The following is a 14,112-nucleotide window of genomic DNA, read 5'->3' as shown; positions in this document are numbered from 1 at the left end:
GTTCTCCGATTTCACCTTATTTTTGCAAGCGGTTTCATTAAAATATGCAGCCGGTTGTCCTCCGGCAACGGCAAGATTGTCCGCCTCCGCACATATATTGGACAGAGCACGGATTTGGGAACTTAAACGGAGGCTTTTCCATGAAATCAATCGAATCAACCAGCGGCATTCCACCCCGTCCGTTCGCTCTTGCCGGCGGACTTATTCTGGGCGGAACGGCGATTTTATTGAGCGGGTTGGCTTTGGGCAACGCCGAGGGAGCGCTGAGCGCTTCCCTGAGAGGAATCGGAGTATGGTGGGAGGTGCTGTTCCCCGCCCTGTTTCCTTTTTTCGTTCTGTCCGAGCTGCTGCTCGGATTCGGGATCGTCCATTTCGCGGGAGCGCTGCTCGACCCGTTCATGCGCCCCCTGTTCCGGCTGCCGGGCATCGGGGGGTTTATCGTCTCAATGGGATTCGTATCGGGATATCCGGTAGGCGCCCGCCTGACCTCGCGACTGATGGAGCAAAAGCTGCTGACGCGCGGCCAAGGCGAGCGCCTGGTCGCGATGACGACGACCTCGGACCCTATTTTCCTCATCGGCGCGGTATGCATCGGATTTTTCGGCAGTCTGCAGCCCGCCCCGATTATTGCCGTCGCCCATTACAGCGGCGCATTGCTGATCGGTCTGGCTTCACGCTTCGGGAAGAGCTCGGTCGACATCGCGCCGGATGCCCCTAACGTTCCGCCCTCAGGAGGGGCCGGCAGGCTGCGCTTCGCGATCTCCGCCATGCACAAGGCCCGATTGGACGACGGACGGCCATTGGGCGTACTGCTCCAGCAGGCTCTGCAATCGTCCCTCGCGTTGATGATGATCGTCGGGGGACTGGTCGTATTCTTCTCTGCGGCGTTGGAGCTGCTTGTGAACGGAGGGATCGTCTCTGCCTTGAACGGATGGATGTCCCAAGCGCTGCCGTTACTCCATCTGTCCGCCAACCTGTCTCCGGCATTCATGAACGGAGCGTTCGAGGTCACTCTGGGGGCAAAAGCCGCGGCGCTGAGCGAAGGCAGCCCGCTGATGGATCGGGCGGCCGTAGCCGCCTTCGTGCTTTCGTGGGCCGGATTTTCCGTGCATGCGCAGGTAGCCGGCTTGATGAGCGGGACGGCCTGGCGCTACTGGCCGTTCGCTCGCGCACGGCTCGTTCACGGCTTGCTCGCGATGCTCCTCGTGTACGCGTTATGGCCGCTGCTTGGGCCGACTCCCTCCGACGCCGCCATTCTGTCTGCATGGGCGCTGCCGTTCGCATCCGATGCCGGGCATCCTCTCCTGTGGAAGATGACCTTCGCCTGGCCGCTGCTGCTGTTCGCGGGTGCTATTGCCTTGCTCGTGGCGGCCGGGACGATTGCCATCGGCCTTCGAAAGCTCCGCTCCCTTTAACGCAGCCCCCGGTCGGAGGATTGAATTTCATGCGGTTATTGTTTATGATCTAGTCAGCGAGGTCTTTCGATGCAACAGGACGAATTCGCGCAACAGGGATCGATCGGAAGGAGCGGCCAAGAATTGAAATATGCATTGCTTGACCGGGGAGACCGACTATCCCGGGACTTATCTGAACAATTTCATACCCAGGCACAAAGCAAGGGATTAATACTGAATGAAGAAGCGCCGGATTTCGTCGTCTCGATCGGCGGAGACGGCACGATGCTTCAAGCGTTTCATCGGTACAAGGAGCAGCTGGAGCATTTGGCGTTTATCGGGGTCCATACCGGACATCTCGGCTTCTATGCGGATTGGCAGAAGAATGAGCTTTCGGAGCTGCTGGAGCTGATGGCCACCTCCGAGCCGCGTAAAATCCACTATCCGTTGCTTCACGTGGAGATCGAGACGGCAGAAGGCAAAGCCGCTCATCTCGTTCTGAATGAATTTACGCTCAAAAGCGCGGACGGAACGCTCGTATCCGCGATTCATATTAATGACGAGCCCTTCGAGATGTTCCGGGGCGACGGGATCGTAATCTCGACCCCTACGGGAAGCACCGGGTACAACAAAAGCCTGGGGGGAGCGGTCATCCACCCCTCTTTAGAGGCGCTGCAGATCGCGGAGATCGCTTCGATTAACAATCGGGTCTATCGGACGCTGGGCTCTTCCGTCATTCTGCCGAAGCATCACCACTGCGATATCGTTCCGCCCGACCCGGAGGAAGAGCTGATACTCGGCATCGATCATATGCTCATGCCGATGACCGGCATTCGTTCCATTACTTGCCGGGTGGCCGATCGTAAGGTTACCTTCGCCAGGTACCGTCCGTTTACGTTCTGGAATCGCGTACGCGAAGCCTTTATCGGCTCTTTATAAAACGAAAGGCCGCCCCATCCGGGGCGGCCTTTCGTTTTTGCTATTCGCTCGACTTCGTATTGCCCGCGTCCGGACGGGGCCCGCCCTCATTGCGGTTGGCCGGCTTCCCTCCATAGCTTTTGCGCCGGCGGTTGCGGCCTTGCCAGCGATTGTTGTCCTGCCGCGAGCCTTCGCTTCGCGCGCCCTCGTTACGGGCTTGGACGCTCCCGGAATCCGAAGGCTTTCCTTCTTCTGCGGCCCGGTGAACCGACGGATGCTCCTGACGCTCCTGACGGGGGTTTTGCTGCTGACCGTGCGAGCGCTGACCGCGGTGCTGCGGCTTGTTCGACGCTTGTCCTCCGCCTTGACCCTGCTGAGACTGCGGTCTGCGATCTCCCGAAGACGAAGTACGCCCTTGCCGATGGGAGCTTCCTCCCGATTCGTGCTTGGAATAGCCGCCTCTGCCGGACGCCCCTTTCGAATGCCCGTCGTGATGCGCGTTCGCGTTGCGCTTCTCCGCTTCCGCCGCCGCTCTCGCCACTGCGGATACGGTTACATTCGGAACCCGAACCGGGCCGCCTGCTCGCTCCTTCAAAGGCCAGCGCAGAATCGGGCCGTTGTGAGGCGCAGCCGCGGCAACGGTAGCCGCCGTCTCGGCCGCTTGCTCTCCGGCTTCGTTTAAGGCGACCTTCGCCTCAGGCGACTCTTCCTTAGAAATGACGGCATCCGGCGGCAGCGCGTTGATATCGAGCTTGGCCACCACAAAATGGGCGCACCCGAAGTTGCAATATTCATTGATGTAGTCGACAAAGCTGGAGATAGCGAACTCGCGGGTTGCCCTGGAATGGCCGTCTCGATAAAAACCCCGAAGACGCAGCTGGTTATAGCCCCAGTCCCCGACGATATAATCGAACCTTTCCAGCACTTCGCTGTAACGTTCCCGAAAAATTTCCGGATTCCATCCGTTCTTGTATTCATGGACTAGCGAGTACGCATTGCCTCCCGCCATGAAAATCATGATTGGCTCTCCTTCCGAAGGTCGGTCGTTCTGGCCTCCGCGGATTTGACTTGCTCATGCGCATGATACGAGCTGCGGACGAAAGGCGCGGATTCCACATGGGAGAAGCCCCGCTTCAATCCTTCTTCCTTCAAGGCTGCGAATTCATCCGGATGAACGTATCTGAATACGTTCAAGTGGGAGGATGAAGGCTGCAAATATTGACCGAGCGTCAAAATGTTGCAATCCACGGCGCGAAGGTCGTCCATCGCCTGCAGCACTTCCTCGTAGGTTTCCCCCAGCCCGAGCATGATACTCGACTTCGTCGGAATGTTCGGCTGCATTTCCTTGGCGCGCTGGATCAGCTCAAGCGACCGCGGATATTTCGCCTTGGCCCGCACGCGATTCGACAGCCTGGACACCGTTTCGATATTGTGATTCAGGATGTCCGGCTTGGCGTCCATGACGATTTTGAGGGAATCCGCATTGCCCAGAAAATCCGGGATCAGCACCTCGACGCTGCAGAATGGCAGGCGCTTGCGAATCGCCTTGATCGTCGCCGCGAAGATAGAGGCTCCGCCGTCCTGCAGATCGTCGCGTGCGACAGAGGTCACGACGCAATGCTTCAGGCCCATCTGTTCGGCGGCTTCCGCTACGCGTTCCGGCTCCTGCAAATCCAGCTCGGTCGGCAACCCGGTCTTTACCGCGCAGAAGCGGCACGCTCGGGTGCAGATATCTCCGAGAATCATAAAAGTCGCCGTGCGATTCGCCCAGCATTCATATATATTCGGGCAGCGTGCTTCTTCGCATACTGTATGAAGCGTCTTGCTCCGCATGACTTGCTTAAGTTCCTGATAGGGTTCTCCCGTTGTCAGCTTGATCTTCAGCCACTCGGGCTTGCGCGGCTTGGCGCTAGTCGTCATTGCTCTTCCCCTCTTTCCGTCCCCCTTATTATAGCACGATTCGGATAAAAACCAATGATCTGTAAACCCTACTTCATAGATGTTAAGCATGAGGGAGGAGTTAAGTTGCGACACCAATGGCGAAGAAGCGGCCGCGGCTTCAAGAGAGCGGGCTTTGCGGTATTGGCCATCCTGCTGATGCTGGGGGCCGGCGAACGAACCTCCGCCGCACAAGGCGCCGGCAAAGAGAAACAATCCCAATCCGACGACTATGCCAAGCGGCGCAAGCTATACGAGCAAATCAGTCTTCGCACCGGCCTGGAATGGCCTTATATCGCAGCCATCGATCAATATGAACGAACGCTGTCGCAGGCGCATCCGAAGACGAGGCCGCTTCGCAAAAGCGCGGTTACCGGCGTGTACATCGCCGAATCTGCGTGGGTCGGGGAGCTTAATCCTTCTCCGGAGGACACGAATCCCGTATCCATCCGATTTTTTCACGGCATCGGGCAGGACGGATCGGGAGATCGGCGGGCGGACCGCGATAAGGACGAGGATCTGCTCTACTCCGTGACCGCGCAGGCTCTTAAGAAGGGCAGCGCCTTGGACGACTTCGGCATCGGGCTGTGGGAATATTATCACAATACGCGAGCGGTGCAGCGCGTCCTTCAGTTCGCCAAACTCTACAAGCACTACAATCGGCTGGATCTATCTAGCCATGCCTTCCCCCTTCCCTTGGGAAGCAATTATTCGTTTCGAAGCACATGGGGCTACAGCAGAGGATGGGGCGGGAAAAGAATTCACGAGGGAACGGACATTTTCGCCCGTCATGGGGTTCCCGTGCGAAGCACCTGCTACGGGATCATCGAGATCAAGGGCTGGAACGTCTACGGAGGCTGGAGAATCGGCATTCGCGATCTGAACAACCTGTACCATTATTACGCTCATCTGTCGGGCTTCGACAAACAGCTAAAGACCGGAGACATCGTTCGGCCCGGTCAGACTTTGGGCTGGGTGGGCAGCTCCGGATACGGCCGTCCCGGCACGCAAGGCAAATTTCCGCCTCACCTGCACTATGGCATCTACCGGGACAGAGGTCTCGTGGAATGGGCGTTCGACCCGTATCCGCTGCTGCGCCGCTGGGAGCGCGAGGAATACCAAGCGCATAAAGCCAAGGCTAGAGGCAGCGCTTCGCGTTAACGGTTCATCCAGCCGCCGTCAACGCAAAGAACGTGCCCGTTCATATAATCCGACGCGCTCGACGCCAGAAAAATCGCCGGCCCGATCAGATCCTCGTCCGATCCCCAGCGGCCTGCCGGAATGCGTTCGAGAATTTGGCGGCTGCGCACCGGATCGTTGCGGAGCGCCTCCGTATTGTCCGTAGACATGTAGCCCGGCGCAATCGCATTTACTTGAACCCCCTTGGAGGCCCACTCGTTGGCAAGCGCTTTGGTCAATCCTGCAACCGCGTGCTTGCTGGCCGTATATCCGGGAACGTTGATGCCTCCTTGATAAGAAAGCATGGATGCGATATTGATGATTTTGCCGCGGCCTTGTTCGATCATCAGCTCTCCCGCCAGCTGGCAGAGAACGAATACCGAATTCAGATTGACGTCCAGCACCTCCTGCCAATCGGAGTAGGCGTGCTCAACGGCAGGAGCGCGGCGGATGATGCCGGCGTTGTTGACGAGGATGTCGAGCCCCCCGAACGTCTCGACGCTTGCATCGATAATATCGGTAAGCTTGCTGCGGTCCGCCACGTCCGTCTGAACAATTCTCGCTTTGGCTCCAAGGGCTTCCGCTTTCGCCTTGGTCTCCTCTGCAGAGGAACGATTGGTGACGAGAATGAGATTCGCTCCGGCTTCGGCCAGACCGACGGCAATCGCTTGCCCCAGCCCTCGTCCCGCTCCGGTCACGACGGCCGTCCGGCCCTGCAGATCAAATCGGTTTCGTTGATGCGGTTTCAATGTTTACTTGACCTCCCTTTTCATAACGACGACGGATGTCGTCGTCAAGCCCGTCATCGGTAATGAGCACATCCAGATCCTCCAGGGCGGCGAACGTCTGGAGCGCGGCCCGGTCGAATTTGCTGTGATCGGCCACCCCATAGATTTCCTTGGCTCCGAACAGGTACGCTTTTTTCAAATCCAGCAGCTCCCCGGTAAAGACGGACAAGCCGAATTTATCGTGCACTCCCGTAGCGGAGAGAAACAGCTTCTGCACGTTCAGGCGCGCCAGCCAGTCCAGCGCATCGTTCCCGACCAGAACGTTGCGATGCCGATAGCCTCCCGGTACGACGAGACGAATGTTTTCCTTGACCGTTAGCTCGCGCATGATCAGCAGGTCGTTGGTCAGCACCGTAAGCGGCATGTCGGGCAGCTTCTTGGCGATCTCAAGCGTCGTGCTGCCCGCATCCAGAGCGATAACGTCGTCCTGCCGAATGTAGCGGAGGGCATGCACGGCGATGGCCTCTTTCTCGCTGACATGCTTGGTATTGGGAAACTGCAAGGGAAGTATCGACTCGGCTTCGCCGCTTCGGCTCACCGCTCCTCCATGAATTCTGGCCAGCAGCCCCTTCTCCTCCAGCTTCTCCAAATCCTCGCGAATGGTTTTCGGCGTAACGGACAGGCGCTCGCTCAGCTCGGATACTTGCACGGTCCCTTGCGACTGCAGCAAATCCAGTATGAATTGGTGACGCGCGAAGGCAAGCATAAGGGGATTCCTCCCAAATCTCGGTTCCTTTTACTTTAACGCATCCATGGCGACGACATCCATATCCTTGAACGTATAATTTTCCCCGGCCATCGCCCATACGAACGCATAGCTGCTGGTGCCCGCGCCGGAGTGGATCGACCAGCTCGGCGAGATGACGGCCTGTTCGTTCGCGACGACCAGATGCCGGGTCTCGTTCGGCTCGCCCATAAAATGAAATACTCTTGCATCGGCATTCATGTCGAAGTAGAGGTATGCCTCCATCCGGCGATCGTGAAGATGCGCAGGCATCGTATTCCATACGCTGCCCGGTTTAAATAGTGTCACGCCGAGCATAAGCTGGCAGCTTTGTACGCCGTTCTCGTGAATAATCTGGTGAATCGTGCGTTCGTTCGACGATTCGAGCGCGCCCAAATTAAGCGTATTCGCTTCGCTTACCGATACCTTGCGGGTCGGGTAAGTTGCATGGGCAAGCGCGGAGGTGAAATACACCTTTGCGGGATTGGAAGCGTCGACGCTGGAGAGAACCAGGCTTTTCGTCCCCTTGCCTACATACAGCGTATCCAGCTTGCCAAGCGTATGTCGTTCTCCATCCGCCTCGATTACAGCTTCGCCGCCTCCGACATGGATAAATCCGACTTCTCTGCGCTCCAGAAAATATTCCGTCTTCAGCACATCGGCCGCCTCGACAGTCAAAGCTTGCCGAACAGGCTGCGCGCCTCCGATAACCAGACGGTCATCGTGCGCGTACACCATCTTGATTTGATCCGCCTCAAACAAGCTTTCGATCAAGTATTGCTGCCGCAGCCTCGCCGTGTCGTAATGCTTGGCATCGGCCGGATTGGTGGAATGTCTGATTTCCATTATATATCCCTCCGAAGGTTCGTTTTCGTTCGAATACATTATAACATACAATTTCGAACATTTGTGAACGCGAATTTATTCCTTAAGACCCTCATTCGCCAACCCGATACTTCTTGCGAGGAAACTCTTGCGCATTTTCCAACTTCGTGCTAATTTATTGGAAGCAGCATCCAGAAACCACGGACGTGAAGCACACGCCGCTCTTACCGGTCATTCGCCGGTTGGGGCGGCGTTTTAAATTTCCGACAGAAAGGAACTTGAATGAATGCGCAATAACCCGCACATGCAATCAGACGAAAGCTTCGAATCCGCCTATGCGATGTGGATGGAAACGCAAAGAAAAAGCAGCCGTGGAGAAAGAAAACGCCGGTTAACCGAGATGTCCGACCCTGCCGGGAAATTGTTCCTGGCGCAAGTCTGGTGGCCGTCGTTCGGACATTTCTCGGGCTTGGTTGCAGAATGCGAGGTCAAAGATTTCAAGGACGGCAGCCGTTATCTTCCTTATGCCTACCTGACCGAGGGATATAAAATCTGTTTCGAGCTAGAGGACTACGGCAATCATTGGCGCGATTTCAATCGCTACCAGTTTGCGGACCATCTGATGCGGCAGAACCATCTCGTGAAAGACGGCTGGATTGTGATGCGATTTTCATATGACGATTTGCAGGAAAGCTCCCGCCGCTGTCAGCAAGTGTTGAATCAGTTGTTCGGCCGGTTGCGCCTCCTCGGCTAGACGCGGCTTGCGAGAAGCCATAGAAAAAAGCGCCCTCGGCGTCGGGGAATCCTCTCGGGTATCCTCAGGCCGGAAGGCGCGGGCTTTGTCTGCTCTAGTGTAACACGCTGAGCGGCCGCCGCGGCCGCTTAATGCTCATCTTGGGCCGACGGCGGCGCTGGCTCCGGCGAGATCGTCTCCGACTTGCCGGGCAACGCGATGGCAGGCGCTTGAACCGCTCCGCTGCCGACCGGATTGCCGCTCCCGTCATAGTAATAAGTCGGGACGTCGCCGACAACAAGCGCATAGGAGAGCGGAATTTTCGTTTCCAGCATTTCCGGCTCCTTGTCGAACGGAACGACAACGGCGACCTCCGTCCGAATGCGCACGTACACCTCCACGAGCAGCATGTTGATGCCCTGCTCGCGTTGCTCGGTTTCCACGTCTACTTTAACCGCGCTGACCGGATGGAATTTCACGGCCACGCTTGGGCCGATGGACGACAGAAAGGGACTGTTCAGCGCATGGCCGATCGGAATTCGTTCGGGAACGTCCTCATGCATCTTCAGCGAGCGTTCGACAACCTCGATGGTTTTGGCTGTTATCGCCATCTGTTGCTTGTAGTCGATCTCGAAGCCGGTAATTTTCCCCTCGGCATTCGTTCGCCAACGAATCATTTTGTCCGAATCGGCGGACTGCGCGAATTCCGATTGGATCGCCTTGTTGATCGCTTCCGTCGCAAGCTGGTTGACCTTGATCTTGGCCAGAAACATCAACGGCTGCCGCAGCTCGCGGTCCAGGAAGATCGTTCCCTGAATTATCGCAAATAGCGTAAGAAGCGCGACGATCAGCCATACGTACCTGCGCTTCATCTTCGGCCGCGGCCGTCTCGGGCTCCATTTCTTCGCCGGCTCGCTGCCGGAACCGAAGCCGAAGGCGCCAAAGCTTCGCCGCGCCCCCCACTTGCGAGGAACCGGCTTGGTCCGCAGCCCTCCGCCAAGGCGAAAGGCGGAGCCTCGGCCCCAGCGGCGCGGAAGCGGCCTCGGCAACGATCCGTTACGAAGCCAATTCAGCGAAATGCCCCTGCCCCATTTTCTGCGCATTCCCTTAACCTCCCATCGCTAAGCCATTCCGGGGTCGTCCTCGGGTTACCATGGTTCAAGCTTATGCTTGAAGACGCGCAAAAAGAAGACGGAGAGGCCGACTCTCCTTGGCTGCGGCGACGCCCAGGACTTCGAATGCCTTCAAGGGATAAGGAGGTCGGATGTCGAATAAGACGGGGACGCTCGTGACTTCTTATCGCGATAATATGGAGGACAACCGAATTGAGAAACGAACAGGAAATGATGGAGATGCTCGTCGCCTTTGCCGAGAATGACGATAGAATCCGGCTGGTCACTCTTGAAGGCTCGCGTACCAATCGGAACATTACCCCGGACGCTTTTCAGGATTATGACATTTCTTATTTTGTGACGGAGATGGACTCCTTCAGGGATAACGATGGTTGGCTGGACGTATTCGGGAAACGCATCCTGCTGCAAAAACCCGAGGACATGGAGCTTTTTCCGCCGGAAATGGGGAATTGGTTTTCCTACTTGATGCTGTTTGAGGACGGGAATAAAATCGACCTCACGCTCATTCCGATTCACGAGACGGAGGATTATTTCGGCAAGAGCGACGGCTTGGTGGAAGTACTGCTCGATAAGGATGCCCGAATCCGGCATGAAGTCGTCGCAAGCGATCGCCTATATTGGATCAAAAAGCCAACCGCAAGAGAATTCGACGATTGCTGCAACGAATTCTGGATGGTCTCCACTTATGTCGTCAAAGGGCTGGCGAGGAAGGAAATCCTGTTTGCGATCGACCATCTGAGCGGGATCGTCAGACCTAACTTGCTGCGGATGATGGCTTGGCGGATCGGTGCGGAGCGAGGCTATTCCTTCAGCGTCGGGAAGAACTACAAGTTTATTAAGGAGTACCTTTCCGAGGAGGATTGGGAAACGCTGCTATCTACCTATGCCCAGAGCGGATATGCGGACATGTGGCAGTCCTTGTTCGTCTGCTATGAGCTGTTCAGGACATACGCAAGGGCTGTGGCGGATAGTCTCGGCTATCCGTATCCCGATTACGATGAAGCCATTACCCGATATACGGAGAAGATTTATTCCTCATGGGCTTGAGCGGGAGATAGAGAACGATCAAAAAAGAGACCGCGGAAGCTTGAACCGCATCTTCTGGTTAGCTCGCGTCTAACCCGGTGTGGTCACTTCAGCTCCGACGGTCTCTCTGTCGTATCTAAGCTTTATTCTTCTTCCGCCGCTCCGGCAAGGACCGAGCGGACGGCTCGCTTCCAGCCGCCGTACAGACGCTCGCGGGCAGTCGCCTCCATGCGCGGCTCGTAGATCCGCGCTTCTCTCGGCAATCCCGCAATTTCGTCCAGCGAGCTCCATAGCCCGACGGCCAATCCCCCCATATAAGCGGAGCCCATCGCGGATAGCTCGGCAACGCCAAGACGGGACACCGGCCGATCCAGCAGATCGGACTGGAATTGCATCAGCGTCGCGCTGTCCGCCGCGCCTCCGTCCGCATACAGGGCGCGCAGCGCAATACCGGATTCCGATTGCAGAAGCTCAATCGCGTCGCGCACCTGATAAGCGATGCTTTCCCATGCGGCGCGCACGATGTGGGCTCGGCCTGCGGATCGGCTCATGCCCGTAATGGCCGCTCGCGCGTCCGGCCGCCAATAAGGCGCTCCCAGACCAACGAAGGCCGGCACGAGGTACACGCCTGCGGAATCCGGCGCCTCCGCCAGCAGACGCTCCATCTCCTCGTAGCTGGAGAAAAAGCCGAGATTGTCCCGCACCCAGTTCAAGCTGTCTCCCGATGTACGGATAACGGCCTCCAACGCATAGGTGACCTCGCCGCCACGTCCCCAAGCGATAGCCTGCACGAGCCCGCCGTCCGCCTGCGCCGCACGATTGCCTACGTTCATAAGCACGGAAGTTCCCGTGCCGTAAGTGGCCTTGGCCGCCCCGGGAGTCAAGCACAGATTGCCGAACAGCGCCGCTTGCGAATCGCCGATAATGCCCGCGATCGGCACGGATGCGCCCAGCCAAGCAGGATCGGTGTGGCCCAGTACCTCGTCGGAAAACTTGACCGCCGGCAGCAAGGAGGATGGGACGCCGAACAGCGCGCACATCTCCTCGTCCCATTGCAGCGTATGAATATTAAACAACGAGGTACGGCTCGCGTTCGTGTAATCCGTAGCATGAACGCGGCCGCCCGTCAGCTTCCACACCAGCCAGGAGTCCATCGTGCCGGCTAGCAGCCTGCCCTCCGCGAGCGCTTCGCGGGCACCCGGAGCGTTATCCAGCATCCAGGCCCACTTGGCCGCAGAGAAATACGGATCGAGCTTCAGTCCCGTTCGGGCGCTCACGTTCTCTTCATGTCCCTGCGCCTTGAGTTCCGTGCAGAAGGATTCCGTCCGCTGGCATTGCCAGACGATCGCGTTATACGCCGGCTCCCCGGTCGCGCGGTCCCACAGAACCGCCGTTTCCCGTTGATTGGTCAACGTAAGGGCGGCCAGCCGGTCCGCTCCGATTCCCGCCTGCTCCAACGCGTCCAACGCGCACTTCTTGACCTGCTCGTAAATCTCGACAGGATCATGCTCCACCCATCCTGCCGCAGGATAGATCTGCTTATGAGGCGCGGAGCTCTTCGCGAGAACGTGCCCGCTCGCATCGATGACGAGCGCTTTCGTTCCCGATGTGCTTTGATCGACGGCCAGAATGAATGCGTCCATAGCTCCCCGTCCTTACGCGCCTGTCAATTCAAGCGCAAGCTGCTTCAGATGGGCGGCAGATATGCCGTAGTGCTCGAACACCTCGGAGGTTTTGCCCGCGATCGCCGGCTCGTCCGGAATGCCGACGATACGCATCGGCACAGGAGCCTGCTGCACGACCACCTCGGCCACCGCTGCGCCCAGCCCGCCGTGAATGCTGTGCTCCTCGACCGTAATGATGCGGCCGGTTTCGCGCGCGGCATCGATAATCGCCTGCTCGTCGAGAGGCTTGATCGTATGCATGTTGATCACGCGGCAAGATACGCCCGCCTGCTCAAGCTCCGCAGCTGCGTCGAGCGCGACTCGAACCGTCTCTCCCGCGGCGATGATCGTGATATCCTTGCCGTCTCTGAGCTTGACGGCTTTGCCGATGACGAATTCATAGTCGTCCGATTCATATACGTCCTCGACGGGATTACGGCCAATCCGGATGTAGGCGCCGCCCTCATAGGCGACAAGCGCTTCGGTCATTCGCTTCGTCTCATGACGATCCGCCGGCAGCAGCACCGCCAGCCCCGGAATCGCGCGCGTTACGGCCAAGTCCTGCACCGAGTGGTGCGACATGCCGAGCGCTCCGTAGCTGACGCCCCCGCTGATGCCGACGAGCTTCACGTTCGTAGCCGAATAAGCGACGTCCACCTTGATCTGCTCAATGCTGCGCATGCTGAGGAAACACGCAGGCGAAGTAACGAACGGCTTCTTGCCGCTGTGCGCCAGCCCGGCGGAAATGCCGACGATATTCTGCTCGGCGATGCCGACCTCGACGAACTGCTCCGGATAGGCATTGGCGAAGGGAGCCATTGCGGCGGACCCCCGCGAATCGCTGGCGAGGACCATAATGTCGCGATCTTCCTTGGCCAGCTCCAGCAAAGTCTCGCAGATTACCTGACGGTTCGGAATTTTATTAGCCATGGCTTATTGCGCCTCCTCTTCCTTGCGGTAGCTTTCGATGAGCGCGGTCAGCTCGGATAGCGCCTGCTCCAGCTCCTGATCGTTCGGAACGTGATGATGCCAGTGCGGCACATTCTCGGCGAAGGAGACCCCTTTGCCCTTAACGGTATTCGCCATGATCAACGTCGGCTTGCCCGGAACCTCAGGAGCCGCTGCGAATGCATTGACCAAAGCCTCCACATCGTTCCCGTCCAACGAGACGACGTTCCAGCCGAATGAAGCCCACTTGTCCTCCAGCGGGTCCAGGCCCATGACATCCTCGGTCGAGCCGCTGATCTGCAGACGATTGCGGTCGACGATTCCGATCAGATTGTCCAGCTTATAATGCGCGCCCGCCATCGCGGCTTCCCAGACCGAGCCCTCGGCCTGCTCGCCGTCGCCCATGAGGCAGAAGGCGCGGTAGCCTTTGCCGTCCCGTTTGGCAGCAAGCGCCATACCGACGGAGATAGCCAGCCCGTGGCCGAGCGCCCCCGTGTTCATCTCGATTCCCGGAACCTTGTTGTTGGGATGGCCGATCAGCTTCGTACCGAAGCGGCTGAAGGTATCGAGGTCCTCCTTTGGGAAAAATCCCCGGTCTGCCAGAATGCACCACAAGGATTCCACCGAATGCCCTTTGCTGGCGATAAAACGATCGCGATCGGGATGCTTCGGATCGGCGGGATCAATCGTCATGATCTTATAATACAAGGCCGTTAAAATATCGGTATTGCTGAGCGAGCCGCCCGTATGGCCGGTCTTCGCCCCGTGAATCATCTTCAGCAGGTTCATGCGAATCTGCGCGGCTTTGGCTTTCAGCGCAAGCGTATTCATAGGTGCATCAT

Annotated in this window: 14 protein-coding genes; 5 read left to right on the top strand and 9 right to left on the bottom strand. The window is 58.0% G+C overall.

Features of this window, described 5'->3' with window-relative positions; translation table 11 throughout:
• Positions 1 to 140: 140 nt before the first annotated feature.
• Positions 141 to 1,415: a nucleoside recognition domain-containing protein gene (locus ACFO1S_RS10305; protein WP_378126718.1), complete on the top strand. Its 1,275-nt coding sequence runs from the start codon at positions 141 to 143 to the stop codon at positions 1,413 to 1,415.
• Between the two features lie 123 nt (positions 1,416 to 1,538).
• Entirely contained in the window at positions 1,539 to 2,333 is a 795-nt protein-coding gene (locus ACFO1S_RS10300) for an NAD kinase (protein ID WP_204603701.1), read from the top strand.
• Positions 2,334 to 2,373: 40 nt separating this feature from the next.
• On the opposite strand, the gene ACFO1S_RS10295 is transcribed toward ACFO1S_RS10300, so the two are convergent.
• A complete protein-coding gene (locus ACFO1S_RS10295) occupies positions 2,374 to 3,330 on the bottom strand; it encodes a YutD-like domain-containing protein (protein ID WP_204603702.1) in 957 nt (318 codons plus the stop codon).
• Entirely contained in the window at positions 3,327 to 4,232 is a 906-nt protein-coding gene (gene lipA, locus ACFO1S_RS10290) for a lipoyl synthase (RefSeq protein ID WP_204603703.1), read from the bottom strand. Before lipA ends, ACFO1S_RS10295 begins: the two co-directional genes overlap by 4 nt.
• Positions 4,233 to 4,409: 177 nt before the next feature.
• Between lipA and ACFO1S_RS10285 the strand changes: the two genes are divergently transcribed.
• Positions 4,410 to 5,411, top strand: coding sequence for a M23 family metallopeptidase (locus ACFO1S_RS10285; protein WP_204603818.1), 1,002 nt, complete (start codon positions 4,410 to 4,412; stop codon positions 5,409 to 5,411).
• Here the strand turns inward: ACFO1S_RS10285 and kduD are convergent.
• Genes kduD through kduI form a run of 3 tightly spaced genes read right to left on the bottom strand, consistent with a single transcriptional unit; the run spans position 5,408 to position 7,787 of the window.
• Positions 5,408 to 6,178, bottom strand: a complete 771-nt coding sequence (gene kduD, locus ACFO1S_RS10280; RefSeq protein WP_204603704.1) for a 2-dehydro-3-deoxy-D-gluconate 5-dehydrogenase KduD — start codon at positions 6,176 to 6,178, stop codon at positions 5,408 to 5,410. The two genes, ACFO1S_RS10285 and kduD, sit on opposite strands and share 4 nt — an antisense overlap.
• Positions 6,150 to 6,923 carry a DeoR/GlpR family DNA-binding transcription regulator gene (locus ACFO1S_RS10275; RefSeq protein ID WP_204603706.1) on the bottom strand — a complete coding sequence of 258 codons (774 nt, stop codon included), beginning with the start codon at positions 6,921 to 6,923 and terminating at the stop codon, positions 6,150 to 6,152. Before ACFO1S_RS10275 ends, kduD begins: the two co-directional genes overlap by 29 nt.
• A gap of 30 nt (positions 6,924 to 6,953) precedes the next feature.
• On the bottom strand, positions 6,954 to 7,787 hold the full coding sequence (gene kduI, locus ACFO1S_RS10270; protein ID WP_204603707.1) for a 5-dehydro-4-deoxy-D-glucuronate isomerase: 834 nt from the start codon (positions 7,785 to 7,787) through the stop codon (positions 6,954 to 6,956).
• A 265-nt stretch (positions 7,788 to 8,052) separates the two neighbouring features.
• On the opposite strand from kduI, the gene ACFO1S_RS10265 reads away from it, so the two are divergent.
• Positions 8,053 to 8,520 carry a hypothetical protein gene (locus tag ACFO1S_RS10265; protein WP_378126715.1) on the top strand — a complete coding sequence of 156 codons (468 nt, stop codon included), beginning with the start codon at positions 8,053 to 8,055 and terminating at the stop codon, positions 8,518 to 8,520.
• A gap of 128 nt (positions 8,521 to 8,648) precedes the next feature.
• Here ACFO1S_RS10265 and yunB read toward each other — a convergent pair whose 3' ends face one another.
• A complete protein-coding gene (gene yunB / locus ACFO1S_RS10260) occupies positions 8,649 to 9,602 on the bottom strand; it encodes a sporulation protein YunB (RefSeq protein ID WP_204603709.1) in 954 nt (317 codons plus the stop codon).
• A 222-nt stretch (positions 9,603 to 9,824) separates the two neighbouring features.
• Here yunB and ant(6) point away from each other — a divergent pair, with 222 nt between their 5' ends.
• The gene (gene ant(6), locus ACFO1S_RS10255; RefSeq protein ID WP_204603710.1) at positions 9,825 to 10,679 is read left to right on the top strand and encodes an aminoglycoside 6-adenylyltransferase; all 855 of its coding nucleotides are present in this window, start codon (positions 9,825 to 9,827) and stop codon (positions 10,677 to 10,679) included.
• 122 nt (positions 10,680 to 10,801) lie between these two features.
• Here ant(6) and glpK read toward each other — a convergent pair whose 3' ends face one another.
• Genes glpK through ACFO1S_RS10240 form a run of 3 tightly spaced genes read right to left on the bottom strand, consistent with a single transcriptional unit; the run spans position 10,802 to position 14,101 of the window.
• Positions 10,802 to 12,301, bottom strand: coding sequence for a glycerol kinase GlpK (gene glpK / locus ACFO1S_RS10250; protein ID WP_204603711.1), 1,500 nt, complete (start codon positions 12,299 to 12,301; stop codon positions 10,802 to 10,804).
• 12 nt (positions 12,302 to 12,313) lie between these two features.
• A complete protein-coding gene (locus ACFO1S_RS10245) occupies positions 12,314 to 13,252 on the bottom strand; it encodes a transketolase family protein (RefSeq protein ID WP_204603712.1) in 939 nt (312 codons plus the stop codon).
• Between the two features lie 3 nt (positions 13,253 to 13,255).
• Positions 13,256 to 14,101: a transketolase gene (locus ACFO1S_RS10240; RefSeq protein ID WP_204603713.1), complete on the bottom strand. Its 846-nt coding sequence runs from the start codon at positions 14,099 to 14,101 to the stop codon at positions 13,256 to 13,258.
• Positions 14,102 to 14,112: the final 11 nt, after the last annotated feature.

The organism is Cohnella boryungensis, from assembly GCF_042651945.1.
GTDB lineage: Bacteria > Bacillota > Bacilli > Paenibacillales > Paenibacillaceae > Cohnella > Cohnella boryungensis.
This window is presented reverse-complemented; position numbering and strand designations above follow the sequence as displayed.